Genomic DNA, 24,642 nt, shown 5'->3' with positions numbered 1-24,642 from the left:
CGCTTGAGGAAATATCAATATGGAACAAAAACCCGTCATCATCATCGGCTCCGGCTTTGGGGGCTTGTCAGCAGCCGTTCGCATGCGTGCGATGGGCTATCCGGTCACGTTGCTCGAGGCCCGCGGCGAGCCCGGTGGGCGCGCAGCGGTCTTCAAGCGCGACGGCTACACCTTCGACGCCGGCCCGACCGTCATCACGGCGCCGTACCTGTTCGACGAGCTGTTCGAGTTGGTGGGGCGTCGGCGTGAGGACTACTTCGATCTGGTCGACGTCGATCCCATGTACCGGATCACGTTCACCGACGGCAGCGTCTTCGATTACACTAACGACCAGGAGCGGCTGCTCGCCCAGATCGGCGAGTTCAACCCGCCCGACGTCGACGGCTACAAGCGCATGCTCGAGCATGCCAAAGAGATCTTTGCGGTGGGCTACGAGCAGCTCGCCGACGAGCCGTTCGACAAGCTGACCGACATGCTCACGATCATTCCCAAGATGATCCAGCTGCAGAATTACCGGTCGGTCTACGGGCTGGTCTCCAAGTACATCAAAGACAAGCGGCTGCGGCAGGTCTTCACCTTCCAGCCCCTGCTGGTGGGTGGTAACCCGTTCAACGTCACCTCGATCTACATGCTGATCCATGCGCTCGAGCGCAAGTGGGGCGTGCATTTTGCCAAGGGCGGCACCACCGCGATCGTCCACGCCATGGTCCAACTTCTGGAGGACATCGGCGTCGACGTGCGCTTCAACACGCCGGTGGTCGACATCGAGGTCGAAAACGGCCAGGCCGTCGCAGTGCACACCGAGGCCGGAGAGCGCCTGCCGTGCCGGTTTGTGGTGAGCAATGCCGACCCGTCCTTCGTCTACAAGAACCTCATCGACTCGAAGCATCGGCGCAAGAACACCGACCGCAAGGTCGACCGCGTCAAGCAGTCGATGGGCCTGTTTGTGGCCTATTTCGGCACCGACAAGAAGTACGAGGACATCGAGCACCACACCATCGTGCTCGGCCCGCGCTACAAAGAGTTGTTGGACGATATCTTCAACAAAAAGGTGCTCGCCGACGACTTCTCGCTGTACCTGCACCGGCCCACGGCCACTGACCCGAGCCTCGCCCCCGAGGGCCACGACTGCTTCTACGTGCTCTCGCCGGTGCCCAACAACAACAGCGGCCTGGATTGGGAGGAGCTCAAAGAGGAGTACCTCGAGCGTATCCTCGAACACCTCGAAGAGCGGCATATGCCGGGGCTTCGCGAGCACCTGACGGTCAAGTTTGCGGTCACGCCGGACTACTTCGAGCACGAGCTTCGCTCGGAGGCCGGCGCCGGGTTCGGACCCGAGCCACGATTGACGCAGTCAGCTTGGTTCCGCTATCACAATCGCTCCGAAGACGTAGACGGGTTGTACTTTGTGGGAGCGGGCGTGCATCCGGGCGCAGGTGTGCCGGGCGTGATCACCTCGGCCAAAGTGCTCGAGAAGGTCGTGCCGGTGCCGTCGGCCGGTGTGCGAGTCGATGTTCCGAAGGCCAATGAGAGAGCGAGTGCATGAGCGGTAGTACCGATATGGTGGTCGCCAGCCGCGAGGTGCTGGCCGTCAATTCGCGTTCGTTTAGCTGGGCGTCGTGGTTTTTGCCTGCCGATCGGCGCGACGACGCGGCGGTGGTCTATGCCCTGTGCCGGCTGATCGACGATATTGCCGACGAAAGTGACAGCGCCGAGCAGGCGCGCGCCGAGTTGAAGTTGTTGCGCGGCGAACTCGAAGGTGAGCGCGACGCGCGCGCGCTGGTTGCTGTGTTTCTCGACGTCGCCGAGCGCCGCAAGCTGGATGTGGTCTACGCCCTCGAGCTCATTGCCGGGGTGGAGAGCGACCTGGGCAAGGTATGCCTTCGTAGCGACCGAGACCTGTTGCGCTACTGCTACCGCGTCGCTGGCACCGTCGGCTTGATGATGTGCGCGGTGCTCGGCGTCGACGACCAGCGCGCCCATGCCCACGCCATCGATCTGGGCGTGGCGATGCAGTTGACCAATATCTGCCGCGACGTGCTCGAAGACGCCGAGCGTGGCCGGGTCTACCTGCCCGCCAAGCGCCTGCGCGACGCCGGCGTCGAACCCCGCGAGCTACTCGCCGGCGAGGCCGACCCCGAGAAGGTCAGCCAGGTCGTGTGCGACCTGTTGAAGCTCGCCGACCGCTACTACCGAAGCGCCGACTGCGGCATGGCCTATATCCCGGCGCGCTCGCGCCTGGCCATTGTCGTCGCGGCACGCATCTACCGCGCCATCGGCGTCAAGCTCTTGCAAAACGACGGCGACGCCCTCGCCGGCCGCACGATCGTGTCGGGGACCATGAAGCTGTGGTGGGTGATGGTCGCCCTGTCGGTGTATTGCTCGCCCACGATCATGGGCGTGGTGCCGGCCGACGGGCACGACAAGAGCCTGCATACGGCGCTGGAGGGGTTGCCGGGGGTCTAAGCCCGTGAACCTGCACGTGCACGCTCACGGGCGAACTTGGTCGTTAGACCAACCTCCTTCGCACCACCACTCCCAAAGCCCCAACCAACACCATCAACACCCCACCCGGCACGCCTTCGCCGGTCGAGCCGCATCCGCAACCGTCCGGGTCGGGATCGTCCTGAACGCTGGGCACGACCTCGCCGGCATCCGCGCCCACATCGCCCCCCACATCCGCACCGACATCGCCGCCGGCATCTTCGCCACCGCTGCCTCCGGGCGGCTCGACCTCGGGCACGGTGACCTGCGGGAGCACCGCGTCGTAGGCGTCGAATTTGTCCGGATGGTGGTAGGCGACCGCGGTCAGGTAGACCAGCGCCATCGACCACAGGTGCGGGGTCGACACGCCGTTGACCCAGCCGTCGTCCCACTCGCCGTCGCCGTCGCTGTCGATCGCCGAGTAGTGCTCGCCGATGGTGTAGGTGTGCGGGTTGGCGATCTCGGTGGCCAGCTTGGTGGCGATTTCGAGCGCTTTGTCGCGCTCCTCGCCCTCGGGGAGGGCCAGCGCCGCGCTGATGGCGACCTTGGTGGGGTATTGGCCGCCCGGGGTCTCGCCGCTGACGTCGGCCAGGTGCTTGTCGAGGCCCGACGAGATTTGCGGGGCGACGCGCTCGTCGCCGTGCGGGAACATGTGGGTGGGCCAGATGAGCCAGTGCGGCGAGCCGCCGCCCGGCTCGTCGGGGTCGGGGTGGCCGCGGAAGCCCTCGCCGGGCACGTGCATGTACTTGATCGTCGCCGCCTTGAGCTCGCCTGCGCGGTGCAGCCACTTGTCGGCCAGGTCGTCCTCGCCGCGATACTTGGCCACGCGTGCGGCCGAGACCAGGGCGCCGTAGGTCGTCGAGGAGCCCTGCAGCCCCTGCGTGTAGACGGCGTGGTCGTCTTCGTTGGCGTACCAGTTCAGCCCGGTCTCCGGGTCTCGCCAGGAGTGCAGCCAGTCGGCGGCGCGTTTGATGGTCGGCCACTCCTGCTCGATGTAGTCCTCGCGCGCCTGACCCTCCAGATGACCGATGTGGTAGACGTAGGCCCACACCAAAAGTGCGGTGTTGTCGATCTCGAGGCGGATATTGCCGCCGGTCATGCCGTCGGCGTAGTAGTTCATCTCCCAGGAATCGGCCGGGAAGTCGCGCGCTGACGGGTCGTCGGGCCAGCCGGGGACCGGCTGATTGAGCAGGGCGACGGGGCGGGCCGGGGTGTCTCGGATGGTGTCCGAGTAAAAACGCATGCGCTTGGTCACCAGCTCGTTTTGGCCGGCCAAGTCGAGGGCGATGTTGAAGAAGGCGCCGTCTCGCGGCCAGTCGAGCTGGTAGCTGGGCTGGCGGCTGACCGAGGCGACGATCGCGCCGGTCTCTCGGTCGGTGCCCACGCGCATGTTCAAGAAGGTGCGCTTGACGAATTTGCGCATCTCGCCGGTGATTTCTTCGGGGATCCACAGCCCGTCGACGAACGCCTTGTCCTTCTGGGCGATGTCGTCCTGCACCGTCTGCATGTCTTGGCTGCGCACCCAGGCGAGTTCGTCGCTCGCCGCTTGGGCGGTGGCGCCGAAGGCGTAGACGAGGGTCGCCTCGGCCTCGCCGGCGTCGAAGGTCAGCGGAAACTTGATGGTGGCGTTGACCTGGCCGCCGGCCAGCCGGTTGCCGCTCAGTTCACCGTCGGCTGCGTCGGCCAGCGCGTCCTGGGCGGTGTAGGTCCAGCCATTTTGGGTGCGCGGGTATTCGAGGGGGTCGAAGTCGTTGCAGCGCACGGTGTCGGCGACCTGCGGCGGCGCCGGCAGGCTCTTGTCGGGGTAGCGCTCGCCCAGCACCTGAATATTGTCGGCGAGCTCGTCGATCATCGCGCAAGAGTCGGTGGTGTCTTCACCGATCTGGAACTCGACCGGCTCGGGCATCGAACTGACCGCGATGTAGACGCCTTCGGCGTAGTGGCTGTCGAGGTCGGCGGCGATGGTGTCGATCTGGGCGGTGTCGGGCGTCTGGCTCTCGAGGAGTTCACCCAGCGCGCCGAAATCTCGGTCGAGCGGCTGCAAGATCGCGCCCAGATTCTGGGCGACGCCGGTGTCTCCCGGGTGGAAGTGCATCACCGCCTTTTGAGTCTCCTGCCAGACGGCCAAATAGTCGTTCTTGTGGTCGATGAGTGCGTCGAGAAGCGGCACCTGCGGGATCTTCGACAGGTTGGGCGACAAGTTCGAGTAGGCGAGGATGGAGGCGGTGTCGACAGTGCTCGCCGAGTCGCGGGTGACCAGAAAGCGGCGGATGAACACGTCGTGCTCGTAGGGCACCAGGTCGAGCTGGCGCACGGTGATCCCCAGCGTGGCGTTCTCGAAAGTCGTCTCGACGACTCCGACATCCTCGGCCACGAACTTGGTGGTCGTCTGCCAGTCCTCACTGCGGAAAAAGCTCACCTGCGCCGTCGAGTCGCCCTGCACGGTATACGCCAACCCGGCGAAAGCGCCCATGCCTTCCTGCGCGCCGAAGCGCGGGCGCTGACGCGCGTCCGGAGCATTGGTGGTCATATAGTGCATGTGGTCGAAGTACGACGGCGACGGCCACGAGATCATCGTCAGATCTCCGTCTTGGGAGACGCCGGCGGTCAGCCCGCCGTTGCCGAGCGTCGTCTCGATATTGGTGGCTCCCAGCCCCAGCTCGATGAACGGAGGCTCGTAGGGCAAGTCTTCATTGGCAAAGGCTTGGCCGGTGACGAGCACGGAGGCCAAGGCGACGACCGAGGCAATGTGGAGTCGAGGTGTCATGATTCGACCGCAGAGGATAGGCGTGAAGTTAGTGAGTACTTACTTGGCGGCGATTGTGCCGCAACTGAGCGGCTAAAGCAAGGCAGTAGAAGGAAGTAAGGTTGTTTTGACTGCGTGCGTATTAAGTTTGAGGGAGGAGTGATCGGGGCGCGAAGCGCAAATCCAAATACACAGGGAGTGCAAGAATGGACTTTTTCGGAAAAGACCAATTCAAGGAGTTGCTCGACGTACAGAAAGGCCCGGCGGTGTCGATCTTCGTCAAGGCCGATCGTCAGAACAATAAGGGCAAGAACAACAAGCTGGCGTTTCGCGATCAGGTCAACCGAGCCAAGAAGATGCTCGAGGAGCGCTATCCCGACGAGGAGTTCCGCTCGGTGGCCGAGATGATGGACGACTGGCTCGACGACGACGCCTTCTGGGGGAGCCTCTCCAAAGGCGTCGCCGCGTTCTTCTCGCCCGAGATCGAGCGGGTTTATCGTCTCAAGACCGAGGTCGACGACGAGGCGATCGTCAGCGACACGTTCTACACGCGTCCGATGCTGCGCACGATGCTCGAGCCCCAGCGCTACTGGGTGCTGGTTTTCGACCAGAAGAACACCAAACTGTTCGAGGCAAGCGAGGATCGCATCGAGGAGATCAGCCTGGGAGATACGCCCACGAGCATGGACGATGCGCTGCAGGCCGACTTTCCGACGCACCCGTCGGCCGAGAGTCGCCAGCGCGAAGGCGGCGCGCCCAATGCGCAGGGCTCGCCTGCGGGCGTGTCGGGCTCCAAGCCCGCGTTTGTGGGCATGGGCGACGAGCGCGACCTCGAGCCGCGCTACTTTCGCCAATACGCCCAGATCGTCGACGAGGGCTTGCGTGAGATGCTCCACAACGCCACCGGGCCGCTGATTCTGGCTGCGCCGGGGCGCATGTACAGCCACTTCCGCCAGGAGAGCAAACTCGACAATTTGGCCGAAGAGGGGCTCCAGGAGAGCTTGGTCCACCTCAAGCCGGCCAAGATCCACGAGAAGACTTGGCCGTTGGCCAAGAAGGCGTCCGAGAAGAAGATCGACGAGGTCTTGGAACTCTGGGAGCGCGAGTACGGCCGCGGCAAGGCCGAGACCGACCTGCAGCAGATCGCCAAGCGCACCTTGATGAGCCAGGTGCGCTTCCTGCTCATCGAGGAGGGCCGGCGCGTTTGGGGCAACATCGACCGCAACGAGGGGACTGTCGAGGTCGAGCGCGAGAACGGGCGTGACCACACCGACGAGACCGACGTGCTCGACGAGCTCGCCGAGTTCGTCATCTCGATGGGCGGCGAGGTCTTCGAGCTGCCCAAGTCCCGCATGCCGGTCGACACCGGGGCTGCGGCTATCCTGCGCGGCTCGGGCCGCGCCGAGTATGGCGGTGAGCGGGCGCGTATGACCTGAGCAGGCACCTGTAGAGCACAGCCGTAGGACTTTCCCAACAAGGGCACGGAGGAGCGCGACTCGCGCTCCTCCGTGCCCTTGTTGCGTTTGGAAGCGAGTGTTGCGCGTGTTCGACGAAACCAAAGCAGCAGCAGCTGCATCGAAGATGGGCCTCCCAGTGGTGTCACACCACTAAGATTGACACGGGTGATGCGAGTTCGTATGATCCCGCTGCTTTGCTCGAGGCGCTGATTAACGAGCGTTAAGTAAAGCGGCCGGGCGGGGGATGCCGACATGCCTGAGCAACATTCACCTGATCAACATTGAGAAGAACGACTTCAGATAGCTTTTGAACTTTGATGTAGAGGTTGCTGTGAACAAGCAGAAGTTGAACAACGATCCCGTCGCGCCGGCCAAAGGAAAACTCGCGGTGCTCCTACCCGGTTTGGGCGCGGTGGGTACCACCGTCATCGCAGGCGTCTTGGCCGCGCGCAAAGGCCTGGCGCGGCCGATCGGAAGCCTGACCCAGTACGCGCGCATGGGTGACGATCCGAACGCGCCGCGACTGCGCGACGCCATGCCGCTGGCCCACCTCGACGACATCGTCTTCGGCGGCTGGGACATCTTCGACGAGGACTGCTACACGGCGGCCAAGAATGCCGGCGTGCTCGAAGACCGCCACCTGGATCCGATCCGCGAGGAACTCGAGGCGATTCGCCCGATGAGCGCGGTCTTCGACCAAGATTACGTGCGCAACCTGAGCGGCCCGAACGTCAAAGAGGGCGCCAACAAGATGGAGTTGGCCGAGGCGCTCATCGACGACATCGAGAGCTTCATGGCCGATAACGGCTGTGACCGCGCCGTGTCCGTGTGGTGCGCCTCGACCGAGGTGCACGTCAACCTCGGCCCGGTGCACTCGAGCTTGGAGGCCTTCGAGGCGGGCCTGCTGGAGAGCGATCCGGCGATCAGCCCGACGATGATCTACGCCTATGCGCACATCAAGGCGGGCGTCCCCTTCCTCAACGGCGCGCCGAACACCGCCCTCGACACCCCGGCGATCATCGAGCTGGCCGAGCGCGAGGGCGTGCCTATCGCCGGCAAGGACTTCAAGACCGGCCAGACGCTCATCAAGACCATCCTCGCCCCGGGCTTCGCCGCGCGCATGCTGGGCGTGAGCGGCTGGTACTCCACCAATATCTTGGGCAACCGCGACGGCGCCGTGCTCGACGATCCCGGCTCCTTCAAGACCAAGGAGCAGTCGAAGCTTTCGGTCCTCGAGTCGATCCTCGACGCGGATGCCTACCCCGAGATCTACGAGGAGATGGATCACAAGGTGCGCATCGATTACTACCCGCCGCGCGGCGACAACAAAGAGGGGTGGGACAATATCGATATCTTCGGGTGGATGGATTACCCGATGCAGATCAAGGTCAACTTCTTGTGCCGCGACTCCATTCTGGCCGCCCCGGTGGTGCTCGACCTGGCGCTGTTCGGCGACCTGGCCAGCCGCGCCGGCATGGGCGGGGTGCAGGATTGGCTGAGCTTCTACTTCAAGAGCCCGCAGCCGGTCGCCGGCGAAGTGCCCGTGCACGACTTGTTCGCCCAGCGCGACCTGCTCTTCGATACGCTCTACGCCCTCAAAGAGCGCGGTTGATCCACCTGAGTCGATGAACACCATGGATGGTTCTACAAATGTTTGGATGGCGTTGGCGCCCGGACTGGCGATTCTCGGAATCCTGCTCCTGGCGCTGGCCGTCTTTTTGATTCGCCAACCGAAATTCGAGCAGAAGGCGAGCCGCAAGACCGGCTCTGTGCTGCTTCCCCAGGTGCTCATTCGGTACGCCTACTGGCTGAGCGAGTCGTTTGTCGCTCCGCTCGACCGCCTGGGGCTGCGGCCCAACCACGTCACCGCCTTTTCGGTGGTGCTGTCGACGGCCGCCGCCGGTCTGATCGCCACCGGTCACCTCATGAGCGCGGCCTGGGTGCTCTTCGCGGCGATGGCCTGCGACCTGATCGACGGGCTGCTGGCCCGCTCGCTCGACATGCAGTCGAGCGTCGGGGCCTTCTTCGACTCGTTTTGTGATCGCATCTCCGAAGGCGTCGTCTTCGCCGGGTTGGCCTACTATGGCCGCGAGAATCTGCTCTTTTTTCTGAGCCTGTGGGGGCTGGTCGCCTCGTACATGATCAGCTACGCCCGCGGCCGCGGCGAGGGGTTGGGCGTCGACTGCAAGGTCGGCCTGATGCAGCGCCCCGAGCGGCTGCTCGTGCTCTTCTTCACCCTCTTGCTCGCCCCCCTGATCGCCGCGTTCGGCCCGGGAGGCGTCTCCCAGATGCAAGTCGTGCTTACCGGCATAGGCTTGCTGGCGGCGCTCTCTACGATCACCGCCGGCCAGCGCGCGCTGTGGATCATGCGCGCGCTCTCCCAGACGGACCCGGCCGCGCCCGACAACGCCGGCCGCCCGTCGGGCTCTTCTTCCATGGCCGAAGCCTCCTCCTGAGCGTCCGCCCCGATTCGCAAGATTGAGTCTCAAGATGCACGCCTTCATCGAATTTTGCCGCCGCCGTCTCTTCGTCGTCCTCGCCGCTCTGATGGTGTTGACCGCGGCGGCCGGTGGGCTTGCCTCCAAGCTCACGCTCGACTCGAACCTGACGCGTTTGCTGCCCGAGAACGCCCCCAGCGTGCGCGGGCTCGACGAGCTCGAGCGTGTCTACGGCGGCCAGATCGGTAGGCTGAGCGTCGTGCTCGACGGGGCGGACCGGCCGACCCTCGAGGCGCTCGCAGATGATCTCGAAGACGACCTCGGGCGGCTCGACGGCGTGCGCCGCGTGGAGGTCAAAAAGCCGGTCGGTTTCTTCAAGAATTTTCGGCTGCTCTACGCCGGTTACGCCGACCTCGAAGAAGCTAAAGCACGCCTCGACAAGCGCATCCGCTGGGAGAAAAAGCGGGCCAACCCGCTCTTCGTCTCGCTGGGCGACGACGACCCGCCCGAGGTCGACTTTTCGGACCTGACCGACAGGTACGGCGACCTCGACCAGTCGTCGTATTACGTGGGCGAAGAGGGCACCACGCTCGCGCTCTTCGTCTACCCGTCGTTTCCCTCGACCGATCTCGAGCGCACCCGCTCGCTGACGAGCCGCGTGCGCGACAGCGTCGCCGCCAAGGTCGGGGCGCTCGACGGCGTCGAGTTCGGCCTGACCGGGCGCTACCAGAAGCGCGTCGACCTGCAGAACGTGCTCCAGAGCGACCTCGGCGTGGCCACGAGCGTGGCGCTGACACTTCTGGCGCTCGTCTTGTTGCTGTTGCTTCGAAGCCCCTCGGGCATGGTTGTGGTCGGCTTGCCGCTGGTCGCCGGCACGATCTGGTCGATGGCTTGGGCGCAGCTGACCTTCGGCAGCCTCAACATCTTGACCGGGTTTTTGGCCGCCGTGCTCATGGGCATCGGGGTCGACTACGGCATTCACCTCTACATTCGCTACCAAGAGCTTCGCGACAGCCTGCCCACCGGCGAGGCCCTGGCCCAGACCTTTGCGACGAGCGGGCGGGCGAACTTCTACGGCGGGTTTACCACGGCCGTGGCCCTGGCCAGCCTCATCGTGACCGACTTTCGGGCGTTCTTCGAATTCGGGGTCATCTCGCTGGGCGGCATCGCGCTGATCTTGTTGGCCTACGCGCTGTTCATGCCGCCGCTGGTCTACTTGTTCGAGCGCAAAGGCCGCCGGTTTCGCGCGCCGGCCTCGCTGCTTCTGACCCGCTACCTGTCCGGTCGGCTCGGCCACGACGCCATTCAGACCTTGCCGCGGGCGGCGCGCTCGGCGGCGATTGCGCTGGGCGTGCTCGTGCTCGCCGCCGGCGTGGGCATCACCCAGCTCGACTTCGAGCGAAGCTTCGCCCCGCTGGAGAACCGAAGCTCGGCGTCGTGGAAGCTCGACCAAAAGATCAACAAGCTCCTGGGTCAGTCGCAGACGCCCACGGTGGTGCTGACCGACTCGACCGAGCAGAGCGACGCGGTCATCGCCGAGCTCGAGCGGCGCCGCGACGAAGATCCCGGCGGCGAGACCATCGACAAGGTCATCGCCCTGCATTCGCTCCTGCCCGGGCGCCAGAGCGACAAACTCGCCTTGCTCGAAGAGGTGCTCGACGACCTCCGAGACGTGCCCGCCAAAAAGCGAAGCGAGGAGCTCGCCGGCTTCGTCGACGAGATCGAGGGACTGCTCGAGCGCGGGCCTCTGACCGCCGACAAGCTCCCCGTAGGCGTGCGCGAGCCGTTTCGCAGCAAGGTCGACGACAAGCAGGTCGTGCTCGTCTTTCCGGCGATCGACCTGGCCGAGATCGACCAGGTCTCGCGCTTTGCCGGGGCGCTGGCCGACCTGCCGGGCATCGACGAGCCGGGGCGCTACGACGCCATCAGCGAGGCGCTCCTGCTGTACGATATCGTGCGCCTCGTCGAGCGCGACGCCGCCTGGATGATCGGGCTGACCCTGACTGGGCTGCTGTTGATCTCGGTGCTGGCGTTTCGGCGCCGGCGCGAGGTCTTGCTGCAGATGGGCATCCTCGTCGCCTCGTTCACCGGCGCGCTGGGGCTTGCCGGCTGGCTGGGCATCGACCTGAACTTCTTGAACATCATCATCTTGCCCATCTGGCTGGGCCTGGGCATCGACGCCTCGTTCCACGTGCTCATGCACCTTCGCGAGCACCCCGACGACCTGAGCGCGCAGCTGACCACGGCCGCGGCCATCGCAGGCGCCTTCATCACCAGCATGGTCGGCTTCGGCGCGATGCTCCTGGCCCACCACGAGGGGCTCTTCTCGCTGGGCGCCATCGCCGTCATTGGACTGGGGACGATTCTGGTGGTCAACCTGCTGTCGCATCTGGTGCTCCTCAAAGACGCAGGGAGAGGCGCGTCGTGAGCACCTGGCGCAGACATCTGATGGACGTATCGGGATCGTCTGTGGCGAGCTTTGTGGCCACGGCTTCGGACGGGCTCGTCTACGCGGCCTTTGTGCACACGCTCGTCGCCTGGGGGCTCTTGTCGGTGGGCGTCTCGGCGGGCCTGGCCGCGGTGGTCGGCGGCGTGATCCACTACTCGATGTGCCGCTTCTGGGTCTTTCGCCGCTTCGACGCCTCGCTGCGCTGGTCGGCGCTGACCTATTTTGCGATGAGCGGCTCGGCCGCCGTCGGCCACGGCCTGCTCACCGAGTGGCTCGCCGGGATCGTCGGCGCCGGCTGGGGCTGGGGTGCGTCCAAAGGCTTGATCTGGATTTTGTGGACCTATCCCCTGAGTCGGTACGTCGTCTTCGGCGGCCTCGCCGGCAAGAACGCCGAAGAGGAGGCCGAGCATGGAGTCGCCTGAGCAACCTGCCGACGAACCTAAGCCGACCTGGCGGCAAGCTTGGCGACAGGCCCCGGTGTCGATGTTCTTCTCGACCTTCTTCGGCGTCGGCCACATCCCCGGCGGCCCGGGCACCTACGCCGCCGCGCTGTTCACCCCGGCGATCGTGTGGATGTCCACCTGGCCCCTGGGCTGGCGCGTGGGGCCGTTCGTCGTCGTCACGCTGCTGTCGATGTGGTGGGCCGACCGGGCTGGCAAGGCCCTGGGCGAGCACGACAGCCGACGCATCGTCATGGACGAAGTCGTGGGCGTGTGGGCGACCTTGGTGTGGTTCTCGAACCTCAGCTGGCTCGCCGCCCTCGTCGGTCTGGTGTTGTTCCGCATCTTCGACGTCACCAAACCCCCGCCTGCTCGCCGCCTCGACGACGAGGGCGACAACGGCATCACCGTCATCGCCGACGACCTCGTGGCCGGGGTGTGGGCGATTCCGGGCGTTGTTCTGGTGGTGTGGCTCTTTGCGGCTCAACTCTGATCGGCGCCGGACGCCAATTTGCAGCCTCGCTCGCCATCGGAACGGCTCGGAGGGTCAGAGACTCTTCTCGGAAACGTTCGGAGCCGTTCGGAAGGCCAGAGATTTTTCTCGCTGACGCGCCGAACGGCTCGGAAGGCCAGAGATTTTTCTCGCTGACACGCCGAACGGCTCGGAAGGCCAGAGATTTCTCTCGCTGACACGCCGAACGGCTCGGAAGGCCAGAGATTTTTCCAAGACACGGGCCGAACGGCTCGGAAGGCCAGAGATTTTTCCAAGACCGGCGCCGAGCGGCTCGGAAGGCCAGAGATTCTTCCAAAACACGTGCCGAACGAGGCGTGTCGAAGGAGAAGTCCTAGGCGCGTAGTCCGCGCCGCGCCGAAGTGAAGCGAAGCGAAACGAAGGCCTCGGTAGCCCGGGGCGACCGCAAGGGAGTCCCGGGTCCTCCGATTCCCCCACTCACTCCGAATAAGCCATCGTGGACAGCAGCCCCAACTCGGCCTGGCGGCTATCGAGGCGGGTGTGTTGGATGACCACGGGCACGTCCGACTCGAAGACGCTGGCGTAGTCGGTGCCGCGGGGGACCTTCTCGGGCTCGGCGAGGTCATTGAAGCGCACGTGCTTGGTGCGCTTGGCGAGCACGGTGATCTCGTAGGGGCCGATCGGATCGCGGTCGCTGAAGTAGATCATCAACTCGACGTGCGCGTCCTGGTCGGTCGTGTTCAGGATGCAGGCGGTCTCGTGGCTGAGCATCTCGGGCTCGGGGCCGGTGCTCCCCTCGGGGATATACCCCTCGGCGATCGCCCAGTGCTTCTTACCGATCGTCATCTCGTCCTCCCTTGTTGCCAGTTGTGCGAGTCGATCTCGAAGCTAAACACGCGCCCTCTCCCCAGACTCCCTTCGCTTCGCTCCGGTCGCCTGAGGCTACCGAGGCCTCGCAAACAACGCTCGGCGCGGCGCCTTGGCCGCCCGAGCGAGGTGTGTCGAAGGAGCAGTCTAAGGCGCGCAGTCCGCGCCGCGCCGAAGTGAAGCGAAGCGAAACGAAGGCCTCGGTAGCCCGGGGCGACCGGAGGGAGTCCCGGGACAAACGCCACTACTCGGCAGCCGAGTCGAAACGCGTCCGGCGCCGCTGGATCGCCGCCTCGCCCTCGGTGGACACGAGCACGCCCTCGGCCGAGCGGCCCAGGTGGGCGGCGTTGCCCTCGTCGGTGTCCAGGTGCATCTCGAGCTTGTAGTTGGGGGACACGCGGATGAGCACGTCGCCGAAGGTCAGGTCGCGCTCGCCGCCCCGCACGGCGACCTCGACGAAGTCGCCGTCGTTGACGCCGAAGGCCTTGGCGTCCTCGGGGGTCATGTGGATGTGGCGCAGCGCGCAGATGAGGCCCTTCTCGAGGGAGGCCTCGCCCTCGGGGCCGCGCAGGGTGATGCCGGGGGTGTTCTCGACGTCGCCCGAGCCGCGCACGGGCGCGTCGATGCCCAGCTTGAACTCGTCGGTGCGCGCGATCTCGACCTGGTTATTCGACCGGGTGGGGCCGAGCACGCGCACGCGCTCGATCTCGGCCTTGGGGCCCACGAGGGTGACCATCTCCTCGCTGGCGAATTGGCCTGGCTGCGACAGCGGCTTGTACGGGGTCAGCTCGTGGCCCTCGCCGAAGAGCTGCTCGACGGTCTCCTGGGTCAGGTGGACGTGGCGCGCCGAGATGGCGATGGGGATGGTGCGTTCGGTGTCGGTGGGGCAGTGGCGCTTCATGATCAGGCTCGAGACCTGGCTGGCGATGCCGTGCTGCTCGTCGGTGGCCACCGCCAGAAGGTGGCAGCGGCTCGGCTCGGCCGAGAAGCTGGCGACCGGGTTTTGGCGGCCCACCGAGACCGCGCGGTTTTTGTCCTCGTCGAGGCGCGCGCCCAAGAACTCGAGGCGCTGAGAGATGCGGTGGCGCATCAGCGCGCTGTTCTGGCCGATGCCGCCGGTGAAGATGACCGCGTCGACCCCGCCCATGACCGCGGCGTAGGCGCCGATATACTTGCGCACCCGGTGGGCGAAGACCTGGATGGCCATGCGGCAGCGCTCGTCGCCCTCCGAGGCGCGCTGCTCGATGTCACGCATGTCGTTGCCCACCCCCGACAGGCCGGCCAGACCCGACTCGCGGTTGAGCAGATCGTCGACGCGGTCGGCGTCCCAGCCCTCCTGGCGAAGCAGGTTGATGATCGCGCCCGGGTCGATGTCGCCGCTGCGGGTGCCCATGACCAGCCCCTCGAGCGGGGTCATGCCCATGGAGGTCTCGATGGAGCGGCCGTACTCGACGGCGGCCAGGCTGCAGCCGTTGCCCAGGTGGCAGGTGATCAGGCGCAGGTCGCGCACGTCGGCGCGGAAATACTCGGCGGCCTTGCCCGCCACGTACTGGTGGCTGACGCCGTGAAAGCCGAAGCGCTCGATCTGGTGCTCCTCGGCGACCTCCGGCGGGATGGCGTAGGCCTTGGCGCGGTTGGGCAGCGTGCGGTGAAAGGCGGTGTCGAAGACGGCCACGTGCGGGATGTCGCCCAGCAGACTCTTGGCCGCCCGGATCCCCGCCAGGTTCGCCGGGTTGTGCAGCGGGGCCAGCGGGATGAGCTCCTCGATGGTCTGCTCGACCTCGTCGTTGATGAACACCGGCCGGTCGAAGCGCCGCCCGCCGTGGACGACCCGGTGGCCGACCCCTTGCAACTCGACGCCGTCGTCGAGCGCGTCGATCAGCTTGGGCAGCGCGAACTCGAGGGCGCCTGCATGCTCGTCGGCCGGCACCGAGGAGGGCTCGGCGCCGTTGATCGACATGAGCGCTTCGGCGGCGTCGTTGGGCGCCAGGCGCTCGACGTCGAGCGTCGCGGCGACCTCGCCGCTCTGGCTCTGGACGACCGCAGCTTTGATGGACGAGCTACCACAGTTGATGACAAGGATATGCATGTGCGGGATCTATAAGGGTTGAGGGTTTGGGGTTGAGGCGATTGGCGGCCATTGTAGTGAGTCGCGCCGCGTTGACAACCTCTGGTGGCGTGACTACATCGTGTCGACGTCGTGTTACTTATTTCCCGCACGGGTCACTGCATGCACCGGCTTCTCACGGCTGCGCGTTTCGTCGGAAGTACCGCGTTGACAGTCGTGGCGATCTTTTCGATCGACATGCCCGAAGGCTACCTCGGGCCTGCCAACCAGTTGACCGACTTTGGCGCCATCTATGCCGGTGCACTGTTGATCAGCGCGGTTGTGGTTGCTGCCGGCCTTCTCCGGCGAGTCGAGTGGCTACGAAATCTGGTTCCCGTCGCCTTTTCCGTCAACATCGGTCTCTTTGTGCCGGCGCTGGTCAGCGACCCGCTGCTGGCGGTGCTGCTGATCATCTGGCACCTGGTGCTGCTAACCCAGCACCTGTTCCCCGAGGCAACCGAGATCGGCGAGTACATCGATCGCCCCTTGGGCGCGCCGGTCGACTCGGTCGGCGAGTGGTGGGCGGCCTACGGGCCACCGGTGCGCCATCTGGTGATCGTGTCGGTGCTCTTGACCGTGGCGGTGATCGGCTTCGAGTTGTCGAGCCACTGGGTGGCGTTGACCGTCTCGGCGGCCCTGACGCTGCTCACGGTGGTGTTGAGTTTGCGCTTCGTGCTGCTGAGCTACGCCGCCGGCCAGCGCGCAATAGCGCTACTTGCCGTGCCCCTGGGGTTGAGCCTCGTCTTTGTGGGAAATTTCGCCGTGGCGTTGGCGCTCGTGGGCGTCTACCACCTGCTCACGCTGGTGGCGATGGTGGTGCGCGGCGAATTGTTTCGCGAGCTGCTAGGCGTCTTCTTCGACCACCCGGCGGTGCTCATCGCCGCGGCATTCGTCTCCATCATCTTGCTGGGCACACTGCTGCTGACCTTCCCGCAGGCCTCGGCCACCGGCGTGCCCATCGACCCGCTCGACGCGTTGTTTACCGCGACCAGCGCTTCGTGCGTGACCGGCTTGATCGTGCTCGACACGCCCCACGACTTCTCGACCTTCGGCCACGCCGTCATCTTGGGCCTCATTCAGGTGGGCGGGCTCGGCATCATGGTGTTGTCGACCTTCGCGGCAGTCATCATCGGCGGCAAGCTCGGCATCCGCGGTGAGCGCGCGCTGGGCCAAGAACTCGACATCCACGACCCGCGCACCGCCTACCGGCTGACCACCTTCATCGTCATCTCGACCTTCGTCATCGAGGCGGTCGGCGCCGCCTTGCTGGCGGTGGTCTTCGTCACCCACGGCTACGGATGGGGCGAGGCGGTCTGGAACGGGGTCTTTCACTCCATTTCGGCGTTCTGCAACGCCGGATTCGCCCTGCAGTCCGACTCGCTGATGATGTTCAAAGAAGACCCATTCGCCCTGCTGGTCTTCTCGGCGCTGATCACCCTCGGGGGCCTGGGCTTTTTGGTGATGGCCGGCGCCTTTCGCTCGTGGCGCGCCGAAGGACGCATCCAGTGGTCGGTGCAGGCCAAGATCGTCGCCCTCGCCTCGGTGGCGCTTGTTTTGATGGGCTGGGCGATCTACCTGGCCGTCGAGTGGGACGCCTCGCTTGCGGGGCTCGCCCCGGTCGACAAGGTCATGAACGCCCTGTTCCAGAGCGTGACGCTACGCACCGCCGGGTTCAACTCGGTCGACTACGGCCAACTCGAGATGGCCACCGTCTTCGCCATGCTCGGGTTCATGTATATCGGCGCCTCACCGGGAAGCACCGGCGGCGGCATCAAGACGACCACCGCCGTGGTGCTCTTAGCCGGCGTGCGCGCCATCGCCCGCGGCGAGCCCAAGGTCGTCCTCTTCAAGCGTCGCATCTCCCAAGAGATCGTCTACCGCAGCGCGGCGATCGCGGTGGTGGCGGTGCTCGTCATCGGGTTGAGCATGTTCATTCTGCTCCTGACCGAGGATATCCCGTTTTATATGCTCGTCTACGAAGTCGTCAGCGCCGTGGCCACCGTCGGCCTGTCGATCGGGGCGACCGGCGAGCTGAGCGCGATCGGCAAATTTGTGATCATCTTCGTGATGTTCGTCGGTCGTATCGGGCCGTTGACGCTGGCGCTGCTGCTCGGCGGCGGCAAGCCGAGTCCAGTGACGTATCCGAAGACGCGGTTGATGGTGGGTTAGGGGAGGGGGTTTTGGGGTTTAGGGGTTTGGGAGGCGCGGAGTTCGCGGATGTGGGGATGTTGGGATGTGGGGGGGAACAGAGGAATCGTGATTTGGTGGTGCGCGGGCGGGGGAGGAGGCAACGATTTGGCGGTTTCTGCCGATAACCAGAGTGTAGGACAGAAGGAACCTTTGCTTTGGAAATCGACGAGGAGAGACAGATGAATCGTAGAGGGAAGCAAGCCGCGAACAATTCTGCGGGCGGGGCAGCAGGGTATAAGAACAACAAGGCTTGGCAGGTTGGGATGCAGGTGACGACCGACATATACGAGCTGACGAAACAGTTTCCGCAGGATGAGCGGTACGGTCTGACGTCGCGGTCGCCAGCGAATCAGCGAAGTCAGCGAATCAGCGAATTAGCGAATTAGCGAATCAGCGAAATCAGCGCCCTAAACCCCTAAATCCCTAGACCCCTAAACCCCGGATCAAACCCAGTGAGCGGAGAAACAGCAGTCATCGGCCTCGGCCAATTCGGCCAAGCGGTCGCCAGGAGCCTGGCCTCGCAGGGGCAAGCAGTGTTGGCAGTCGACAACGACATGGACCACATCGAGGCGGTCCAGGACGTCGTCGACGTGGCCGTGCAGGCCGACGCGACCGATGAGGACGCGCTGTACGGGCTTCGGCTCGAGCAGATGTCCGTGGCCATCGTGGCCATGGGGGCGCATTCGGTCGAGGCGTCGATCTTGACCACCGCCTTGCTCAAAGAGATGGGCGTGCCGCGGATCATCGCTCGTGCCAGCAACGAGCTTCATGCGCGCATCCTGCGCTCGGTGGGGGCGAACGAGGTCATCGACCCCGAGCAAGAAATGGGGCGGCGCCTGGCTCGTCGGCTCTCCCAGCCGAGCATCGTCGACCAGATCGACCTGGGCAACGCCGAACTCGCCGAGGTCGAGGCGCCCGAGGCGTTCGTGGGCAAGACTCTGGCCGAGCTCGACCTTCGCAACGAGTACCACGTCTCGGTGCTCGCCATTCGCCGCGGCGACACCGTCGAGCCGAACCCCCGCGCCGAAGTGCAGTTGGTGTCGGGCGACATCATGGTCGTCATCGGCCGCCCCGAGGCCGTCAATCGTATCGCTGCGCTCGCTTGAGTGAGACCTTATGAGCCTTCGCACCCGACTATTACTCGGCTACGGCTACCTGGTGCTGCTGATTGTTCTGGCGGCCGGCGGCGCTGCCGTCGGCTTCTTCGAGCTGAGCCGCGGGATCGACCGCATCCTGCAGGAGAACGTGCGCAGCCTGACGGCGGCGACCAACATGCTCGAGGCGCTCGAGCGCCAGGACAGCGCCACGCTCGCCTCGCTCGTCGAGCCGGGCGTCGACCCCACCAGCCGCGAGAACCTCGACGCGGCCGACGCCGCCTTTGACAGCGCGCTCGGCAAGGCGCGCGACAACGTGACCATCGAGGGCGAGCGGAAGATGATCGACCAGATCGAGCTCGAGTACGACCAGTACACGGCGCTGCGTGAAGAGCTGCTCGCCCAGCAACTCGACGAGCCGTTGGTGGCGTATCGAAAAGAGACCTTCCCGACGTTCTTTCACGTCAAACAGTCGGTGCTCGAGCTCGTCGAGATGAACCGCACCGCGATGATCGTCGCCGACCGTGAGGCCCGTGAGACGGCCATGCAAAACGGCGTCTGGCTGGGAGTCTTGGTCGCCATCGCCTTACTCTCGCTTGTTTTCTTGTCTCGGGCGCTCAGAAAGCACCTCATCGCGCGGCTGACCTACTTCAAAGAGGTCAGCGAGGCGATCGCCGAGGGCGAATACAAACGCCGCCTCAAGGCCGGCTACGACGACGAGCTGGGCGCGATCGCGCGCCACTTCAACGCCGCCCTCGACGCTCAGGAGCACCTGCGCTCGAAGGCGACGGGCCTCATCAACCAACAGCGCCAGCTGCTCATCGGCGCGCTGGAGTGCCTGTCGGAGCCGGGGGCGTTGGTCGCGCTCGACGGCAGCGTCGTGGCGACCACCATGAACAAGTCGGCGCTCGACCGGGTGCTCGAGCAGCGAACGTGGGTGCAGTCGAAGGGGCGCGATTTGTTGAAGGCGTACGAGCCGGGCGGCGAGCCGCCTACGGGAACGAGCGAAGGCGTGAGATTCCGGTTGATGGTGGCAGAGGGGAAGCGGCCCGTCGGGTGGTTTGCGACGGTTTGAGTGTTCCTTCGGTGGGGCGTATGTGGTTGTTGAGGCGCGCGATTTGGGGCGAGGGCCAACTACGCCCTCGCGGAACTGCAATTTGAGTGTTCCTCAATTCAGCTTTTATGGTGCATGGGGGAACACCCAAATCGTAGTTTGCGCCGCAGTTCAGGCGCCCCGAATAGCGGACGCCACCCTTGCAAGGCGACCGAGAAAGTCAATCCTCAAAATCGAAAGCCGACGTCGATCGTCCTCGCCTTCGGCAACTGCCACGGCCCAGATTCTGAGACCGTCTCCAGCTTCAACCCCTCTCGCAGCTTGCGGTTGTACTCGCGAACGCCGACGACGCTCGTGGCGATGCTGCCCGAGTAGGCGATCAGCGCGGTGCCGGCGCCAATCCACAAGAATTCCGACTGGTTGGTGACCAGCCCGTAGCCTTCGAAGACGAGGGTGAAGACCATCAGCGTGAAGGCGATGCCCCCGTAGAAATATTGTTCGGCGTACAGGTTGCCCAGCCCGGGCAGGGCCAGGTTGTAGAGCACGGCGGTGGTGGTCGACAGGGACGACTGCTCGTACATTCGTCGTCGGTGGGCCTCGCCGAAGAACTCTTCGTCGTCCTCGTCGGCTTGCTGGGCTTCGGGCGCGGCCTCTTCGGCACCTTCGGCCGACTGTTGTTGGGTCGTATCGACCTGGGCCGCAGGCGCCTGCTGCGCCATGGTGATTTGAGGCGGCAGGACCAGCATGGCGACGGCAAATATCCAGCCGAGACGGGTGACAAACGCCGTCAGCGAAGACGGCTGTCGGTAGTATCTCGGTTGGTTCTGGTGTACACGCATGGGAGCCCCATATTCGTTGCGCAGAAGTGAGTCACGAGAAATACCGATGAGCGACCGGATCGTCAAAGACTTTGAGCATCACACGGGGATTCATTGCGGCTCGACGGCCATGGCCGACATCTTGCGCCATGCCGGCATCGAGCTCAGCGAGGCGATGGTCTTCGGGCTCGGCAGCGGGCTCGGGGTCTATTACCTCAAAAGTGAGCATATGTCCCCGTCGCGCCAAATCATGGGGCGGCATTTCCGCCTCGAGGAGAACTGCGCCGAGGCGCTGGGCCTCGAGCTTCGCCCCCACTTCGAGGGCGACAACGAGGCCGCCTGGGCCGGCGTCAAAGCCGCGCTCGACGAGGACCGGCCGGTGTTGGTGCAGTGTGACCTGTGCGAACTTCCCTACTGGGGGTCGACCACTCCGTTCAACGGCCACAAGATCGCGGTGGTCGGCTACAACGACGCCACCGGCGAGGTGCTCGTCGCCGACACCCACTTCGAGGGGCTGCAGCGCATCTCGGCCGACGCGCTCGAGCGCGCCCGCGCCTCGAACGCGCCGCCGTCGATGGGCAACCAGAACGTGTGGTGGACCCTGGAGCCGGGCGACACGCGCCCCCTCGACGAGGCGGTGGAGCTGGCGCTGGAGCGAAACGCCGCCCAGATGGAAGAGGACTCGAGCGGCTTTGGCGGCTTGGCCGCCCTCGAGCAATTCGCCGCCGAGATCGTCTCCTGGCGCGAACTCGACGACGCCGCCTGGGCGTATCGATTTGCGTTTCAGTGCATCGAAAAGAGGGGCACCGGCGGAGGTAACTTCCGCTACCTGTATCGCGATTTTCTGAACGAGGCCGGCGAGCACGTGCCGAGCATCCTCCAGGCCCAACTCGCGGTGAGCATGACGCGCACCGCCTCGTCGTGGTCGACGCTGGCGCGCTACCTGGAGGCGATGTCACGCTGGGTCGAAGGCGGCGACGACAAGCCCGAAGAAGACCCGACGCATCACTTGGAGTCGATGGCCGAGGCGGTATTGCAGTTCGAATCGACTTTTTGGGACCGCGTGAGCGGGTTCTGAGTTTGCTTTCGAGAAGAGATGGCCTTGCAGGTTTGCAGCGACCGCTAAATAAGCAATTAAGGACATAGGGGCTGCGAATTGGAAAGCAGTCGAGACTTGCAACCCTTATGTCCTTAATTGCTCATGTAGAAGGCGTTGCATCAACCGAGGCGATAGTTATGGCTGAACCATTCGTATTTCGATTCGCGCCAGGGGAGCACGGCGAGCCGGAGGTGATGTATGTCGCCGACGTGCGCTGTGAGTGTGGGCTGTGCGGGCACGTGCAGATGCAGCGCTTCTACCATTCGACGCCGTTTCACCCGCTGACCGTCGAGAGGTTGGGCGAGCTGTTGGCGCAGGTGCCCCAAAAGGCGGGCTACGAGTGCGAGAATTGCGGCGAAGAGGTAGGGCCCGAACACGTCGCGCAGGCGGCGCTGACGTACGGGTTTCCCGACGACGCCGGTATCATTCGCGGCTACCTCGACCGCACGGGTGACGCGCCCGAGGTCGAATTCGAGCTCGAGGCCCGCCGCCGGCTCGACCCGCAGGCGTTGCCCGGATGGACGCCGAACGACGAGCGCGGCGAGGTATTCGACCGCCTCGGCGAGTCGACCATCGAGCGCGTGTTCCGGCGCGTGTTCAACCCGAAGCTGTTGTGGCTCGAGCTCTTCGAGGATTGGGCCGCCGACCCGGAGGGCGGGGCGTTCGCGTGTGCCGCCCCCGGCTATTGGCTGGTGATCGAGGAGACCGAGCAGGCTGCCAGCGAGCTCGCCGACGAGATCGACGACGAGGAATTTCGCGAGGCCTACGACGACGGCGACCTGATGGTCATCCCCTTGGCCGACTCGGTGCCCGCGCAGCTGCCCACCCACAGCTATCCCGATCAAATCCCCGGACGATGGCAAACCTGGCTGCCCGAGGATATCCGCGCGCTGCTCGAAGGTGGAAATGCGTGGGCAGAAGCCTACGTTTCTCGCTCCGGGGTCGTCGAAGCGATCGAACGCACTTTCGGAGTCGCCCAGTTGACCTACGAGATCGACCAGACCGACGTGGACCTCTTCTTGTCGAAGATCACCACCCCCGGCGATGAGGTCTACGGCCGCGGCGTTGCCGTCTCGGCGGTGTTGCGTCGGGCGGTCTGTACGGGTATCACCCCCGGTGAAGCGGGGCGGCTGACCGCAGAAGAGATCGCTGGAATGCTGTTGAGAGTTTGGTAACGAGGAGATCGATTATGCCTGGATGGATGGCGTCGCTGCACATTATCGGAATCATTCTTTGGATGGGCGGCCTGTTTATGCTGACCCGTCACGTCGGCACGCACGTAAGCCGTGAAACCGGAGTCGACGAGGACCTGAAGGTCTACGAGTCGAAGTCGTACTATATGGGCGTGTTGCCGGGGTTCTTTTTGACCCTCGCGACCGGCCTGTACGCGCTGTTCCTGAACCCGAAGATCTACCTGAGCGTCGACGAGGGCGTGTGGGGCAGTACCTTCCACGTCAAGCTCATGCTGGTGTTCATCCTCATCGTCGCCGACCAATTCTTCCACCAGCGCATGCGTCGCTTCCACAACAAGGGCGACGGCAAGCGCAAGCTGTTCATGGCCATCCACGGCATCGTCGGCTTGTGCTTCATCATCATCGTCTTTCTGATGAAGGGACGCTATCTGGCATGAAACTCGCCGTCGAACAGCGCAACCCGGGGCATATCCCGCTGGGGGCATTCTTGATGCTCCCGCTCTTTGCCCTGCCGCTGGGCGGCTGGATGGTCCAGCAGCCGTGGGGCAACCTGGGGACGTGCGCGCTCAAGGCGACGGTGGGCCTGCCGTGCTTGAGCTGCGGGGCGACGCGCGCCACGATTCGCCTGCTGTACGGCGACTTGGCCGGCGCGATCAGCCTGCAGCCGATGATGATGGCGGTATATGCGGCGCTGGCGCTGTGGGGCTTGGTGAGCTTCGGGCTGTTCGTGCGCGACAAGCGGACGAAGATCCACCTGAATGCGACGGAGAGTAAGATCTTCAAGATCTCGCTGATCGTGGTGCCGTTGGTCAATTGGGCGTATTTGATTGTGGTCGGCGTCTAGGAGGCAGGGCGTTTCGGACAGCAAAGCTTCTCGGCGCCCCCCATCCGCCTCGCGTTAAACGACACGCTCGGCACCTTCCCCCTGGGGAAGGGATTACCCCGCGAATAGCTACTTGGTTCAGGCTTGCTTGGGCAGCCCTTCACCTCGGGGAAGGTGGCTCGCGCGCGTTACAGCGCGAGTCGGATGGGGGGCGCCAGAAAGCAGAGAATTACAGGAAACCAACCATGGCCTCAGAAATCCGAGACTACGTCGCCCGCGCCAAGGCGGACCCGACGACCGAGAACATTCAAGCCCTGTGGCAGGCGATGTTCTTGCTCAAGGGCTGGTACTTTTTGCCCGCCGAAAACCGCCAGGGGCCCAACCGCCCCACGGTGATGCTCGTCGACGACGAGCCGTGGCTAGTGGCGTTTACCAACGTGCGCCGGCTCAAGGACTTCGCGCGCACCACCGGCCGCGCCGAGGCGTCGGGCGAGGTCTTCTTGATGGTGCTCGACCCGCGCGACTCGATGGAGCAAATCCTCGACGTGCGCGAACAGGTGCGCGGAGTGGTCTTCAACCCCGACTCGCCGGCGACCTTCCGCGCCCCGGTCGAGGCGCTCGAGCAGTACGCCGAGCATTTCGGCGTGCTGACGCGCGAGTGAAAGCGCGCTTCGCGCGAGCAAAAGAGTGAAAAAGTAAAAGAGCAAAAAAGTAACGCTCCTCGAGCTGCCCTTGGGCACGAGTTGTTTTGCTCTTTTGCTCTCTAGCTTTTTGCTCTTTTGCTCTCTAGCTTTTTGCTTTTTTGCTCTTTTGCTCTTTTGCCGTTGCGGACCTTCCTTGTGAATGACTCCTCAACCATTTAAGATTCGCTGCGGTACCAGATCGTCGGCAGGATTCTTGCTTGTTTTCTA

20 protein-coding genes are annotated in these 24,642 nt (G+C 64.7%); 16 read left to right on the top strand and 4 right to left on the bottom strand.

Translation table 11 applies throughout. The annotated features are described in order from the left end of the window. The first annotated feature begins 19 nt into the window (after positions 1–19). Together FIV42_RS10870 and FIV42_RS10865 are read left to right on the top strand one after the other, a co-directional pair. Positions 20–1,546, top strand: coding sequence for a phytoene desaturase (locus FIV42_RS10870; RefSeq protein ID WP_141197708.1), 1,527 nt, complete (start codon positions 20–22; stop codon positions 1,544–1,546). Then, complete coding sequence (locus FIV42_RS10865; protein ID WP_141197707.1) at positions 1,543–2,466, top strand: phytoene/squalene synthase family protein; 924 nt, start codon at positions 1,543–1,545, stop codon at positions 2,464–2,466. Before FIV42_RS10870 ends, FIV42_RS10865 begins: the two co-directional genes overlap by 4 nt. A 43-nt stretch (positions 2,467–2,509) precedes the next feature. On the opposite strand, the gene FIV42_RS10860 is transcribed toward FIV42_RS10865, so the two are convergent. Further along, positions 2,510–5,251, bottom strand: coding sequence for an MYXO-CTERM sorting domain-containing protein (locus tag FIV42_RS10860; protein WP_141197706.1), 2,742 nt, complete (start codon positions 5,249–5,251; stop codon positions 2,510–2,512). A gap of 185 nt (positions 5,252–5,436) precedes the next feature. Between FIV42_RS10860 and FIV42_RS10855 the strand changes: the two genes are divergently transcribed. The 6 genes from FIV42_RS10855 (at position 5,437) to FIV42_RS10830 (ending at position 12,507) form a co-directional block, all read left to right on the top strand. Beyond that, positions 5,437–6,666, top strand: a complete 1,230-nt coding sequence (locus tag FIV42_RS10855) for a baeRF3 domain-containing protein (protein ID WP_141197705.1) — start codon at positions 5,437–5,439, stop codon at positions 6,664–6,666. 352 nt (positions 6,667–7,018) lie between these two features. Continuing rightward, complete coding sequence (locus FIV42_RS10850; RefSeq protein ID WP_222615430.1) at positions 7,019–8,299, top strand: inositol-3-phosphate synthase; 1,281 nt, start codon at positions 7,019–7,021, stop codon at positions 8,297–8,299. A 22-nt stretch (positions 8,300–8,321) separates the two neighbouring features. Beyond that, a complete protein-coding gene (locus FIV42_RS10845; protein ID WP_168210558.1) occupies positions 8,322–9,143 on the top strand; it encodes a CDP-alcohol phosphatidyltransferase family protein in 822 nt (273 codons plus the stop codon). A 34-nt stretch (positions 9,144–9,177) separates the two neighbouring features. Next, positions 9,178–11,553 carry an efflux RND transporter permease subunit gene (locus FIV42_RS10840; RefSeq protein WP_141197703.1) on the top strand — a complete coding sequence of 792 codons (2,376 nt, stop codon included), beginning with the start codon at positions 9,178–9,180 and terminating at the stop codon, positions 11,551–11,553. A 20-nt stretch (positions 11,554–11,573) separates the two neighbouring features. Further along, on the top strand, positions 11,574–11,996 hold the full coding sequence (locus tag FIV42_RS10835) for a GtrA family protein (RefSeq protein WP_141197702.1): 423 nt from the start codon (positions 11,574–11,576) through the stop codon (positions 11,994–11,996). Further along, positions 11,983–12,507 carry a phosphatidylglycerophosphatase A family protein gene (locus tag FIV42_RS10830; protein ID WP_141197701.1) on the top strand — a complete coding sequence of 175 codons (525 nt, stop codon included), beginning with the start codon at positions 11,983–11,985 and terminating at the stop codon, positions 12,505–12,507. The genes FIV42_RS10835 and FIV42_RS10830 overlap by 14 nt, the downstream gene beginning before the upstream one ends. 456 nt (positions 12,508–12,963) lie before the next feature. On the opposite strand, the gene FIV42_RS10825 is transcribed toward FIV42_RS10830, so the two are convergent. Then, positions 12,964–13,332 (bottom strand): sensory rhodopsin transducer, encoded by a 369-nt coding sequence (locus FIV42_RS10825; protein WP_141197700.1) that lies wholly within the window; start codon positions 13,330–13,332, stop codon positions 12,964–12,966. Between the two features lie 265 nt (positions 13,333–13,597). Then, complete coding sequence (locus FIV42_RS10820) at positions 13,598–15,442, bottom strand: acetate/propionate family kinase (RefSeq protein ID WP_141197699.1); 1,845 nt, start codon at positions 15,440–15,442, stop codon at positions 13,598–13,600. Positions 15,443–15,637: 195 nt separating this feature from the next. Between FIV42_RS10820 and FIV42_RS10815 the strand changes: the two genes are divergently transcribed. The 3 genes from FIV42_RS10815 (at position 15,638) to FIV42_RS10800 (ending at position 19,819) form a co-directional block, all read left to right on the top strand. Next, complete coding sequence (locus FIV42_RS10815) at positions 15,638–17,629, top strand: TrkH family potassium uptake protein (RefSeq protein ID WP_168210557.1); 1,992 nt, start codon at positions 15,638–15,640, stop codon at positions 17,627–17,629. A gap of 473 nt (positions 17,630–18,102) precedes the next feature. Then, the gene (locus FIV42_RS10805) at positions 18,103–18,756 is read left to right on the top strand and encodes a potassium channel family protein (RefSeq protein WP_141197696.1); all 654 of its coding nucleotides are present in this window, start codon (positions 18,103–18,105) and stop codon (positions 18,754–18,756) included. 10 nt (positions 18,757–18,766) lie between these two features. Further along, on the top strand, positions 18,767–19,819 hold the full coding sequence (locus FIV42_RS10800; protein WP_141197695.1) for a methyl-accepting chemotaxis protein: 1,053 nt from the start codon (positions 18,767–18,769) through the stop codon (positions 19,817–19,819). Positions 19,820–20,025: 206 nt separating this feature from the next. Here FIV42_RS10800 and FIV42_RS10795 read toward each other — a convergent pair whose 3' ends face one another. Beyond that, a complete protein-coding gene (locus FIV42_RS10795; protein ID WP_141197694.1) occupies positions 20,026–20,637 on the bottom strand; it encodes a hypothetical protein in 612 nt (203 codons plus the stop codon). Between the two features lie 46 nt (positions 20,638–20,683). Between FIV42_RS10795 and FIV42_RS10790 the strand changes: the two genes are divergently transcribed. From FIV42_RS10790 to FIV42_RS10770, 5 genes are all read left to right on the top strand, one after another. After that, on the top strand, positions 20,684–21,694 hold the full coding sequence (locus FIV42_RS10790) for a BtrH N-terminal domain-containing protein (protein ID WP_168210556.1): 1,011 nt from the start codon (positions 20,684–20,686) through the stop codon (positions 21,692–21,694). Positions 21,695–21,852: 158 nt separating this feature from the next. Beyond that, positions 21,853–22,890: a hypothetical protein gene (locus FIV42_RS10785; RefSeq protein ID WP_141197692.1), complete on the top strand. Its 1,038-nt coding sequence runs from the start codon at positions 21,853–21,855 to the stop codon at positions 22,888–22,890. A gap of 14 nt (positions 22,891–22,904) precedes the next feature. Then, a complete protein-coding gene (locus FIV42_RS10780; RefSeq protein ID WP_141197691.1) occupies positions 22,905–23,345 on the top strand; it encodes a CopD family protein in 441 nt (146 codons plus the stop codon). Next, on the top strand, positions 23,342–23,752 hold the full coding sequence (locus FIV42_RS10775) for a DUF2752 domain-containing protein (protein ID WP_141197690.1): 411 nt from the start codon (positions 23,342–23,344) through the stop codon (positions 23,750–23,752). Before FIV42_RS10780 ends, FIV42_RS10775 begins: the two co-directional genes overlap by 4 nt. 224 nt (positions 23,753–23,976) lie before the next feature. Beyond that, positions 23,977–24,393, top strand: coding sequence for an SseB family protein (locus FIV42_RS10770; protein ID WP_141197689.1), 417 nt, complete (start codon positions 23,977–23,979; stop codon positions 24,391–24,393). Positions 24,394–24,642: the final 249 nt, after the last annotated feature.

The sequence above is a fragment of the Persicimonas caeni genome, from assembly GCF_006517175.1.
GTDB lineage: Bacteria > Myxococcota_A > Bradymonadia > Bradymonadales > Bradymonadaceae > Persicimonas > Persicimonas caeni.
The sequence above is the reverse complement of the archived record's forward strand: the minus strand, read 5'-3'. Positions and strand labels throughout refer to the sequence as shown.

Coding starts and splice junctions, on each gene's coding strand:
- FIV42_RS10790 (WP_168210556.1), top strand. CDS start 20,684: ATGAGCGACCGGATCGTCAAAGACTTTGAGCATCACACGGGGATTCAT.
- FIV42_RS10820 (WP_141197699.1), bottom strand. CDS start 15,442: ATGCATATCCTTGTCATCAACTGTGGTAGCTCGTCCATCAAAGCTGCG.
- FIV42_RS10825 (WP_141197700.1), bottom strand. CDS start 13,332: ATGACGATCGGTAAGAAGCACTGGGCGATCGCCGAGGGGTATATCCCC.
- FIV42_RS10830 (WP_141197701.1), top strand. CDS start 11,983: ATGGAGTCGCCTGAGCAACCTGCCGACGAACCTAAGCCGACCTGGCGG.
- FIV42_RS10770 (WP_141197689.1), top strand. CDS start 23,977: ATGGCCTCAGAAATCCGAGACTACGTCGCCCGCGCCAAGGCGGACCCG.
- FIV42_RS10775 (WP_141197690.1), top strand. CDS start 23,342: ATGAAACTCGCCGTCGAACAGCGCAACCCGGGGCATATCCCGCTGGGG.
- FIV42_RS10795 (WP_141197694.1), bottom strand. CDS start 20,637: ATGCGTGTACACCAGAACCAACCGAGATACTACCGACAGCCGTCTTCG.
- FIV42_RS10835 (WP_141197702.1), top strand. CDS start 11,574: ATGGACGTATCGGGATCGTCTGTGGCGAGCTTTGTGGCCACGGCTTCG.
- FIV42_RS10800 (WP_141197695.1), top strand. CDS start 18,767: ATGAGCCTTCGCACCCGACTATTACTCGGCTACGGCTACCTGGTGCTG.
- FIV42_RS10840 (WP_141197703.1), top strand. CDS start 9,178: ATGCACGCCTTCATCGAATTTTGCCGCCGCCGTCTCTTCGTCGTCCTC.
- FIV42_RS10845 (WP_168210558.1), top strand. CDS start 8,322: ATGGATGGTTCTACAAATGTTTGGATGGCGTTGGCGCCCGGACTGGCG.
- FIV42_RS10865 (WP_141197707.1), top strand. CDS start 1,543: ATGAGCGGTAGTACCGATATGGTGGTCGCCAGCCGCGAGGTGCTGGCC.
- FIV42_RS10785 (WP_141197692.1), top strand. CDS start 21,853: ATGGCTGAACCATTCGTATTTCGATTCGCGCCAGGGGAGCACGGCGAG.
- FIV42_RS10855 (WP_141197705.1), top strand. CDS start 5,437: ATGGACTTTTTCGGAAAAGACCAATTCAAGGAGTTGCTCGACGTACAG.
- FIV42_RS10870 (WP_141197708.1), top strand. CDS start 20: ATGGAACAAAAACCCGTCATCATCATCGGCTCCGGCTTTGGGGGCTTG.
- FIV42_RS10860 (WP_141197706.1), bottom strand. CDS start 5,251: ATGACACCTCGACTCCACATTGCCTCGGTCGTCGCCTTGGCCTCCGTG.
- FIV42_RS10780 (WP_141197691.1), top strand. CDS start 22,905: ATGCCTGGATGGATGGCGTCGCTGCACATTATCGGAATCATTCTTTGG.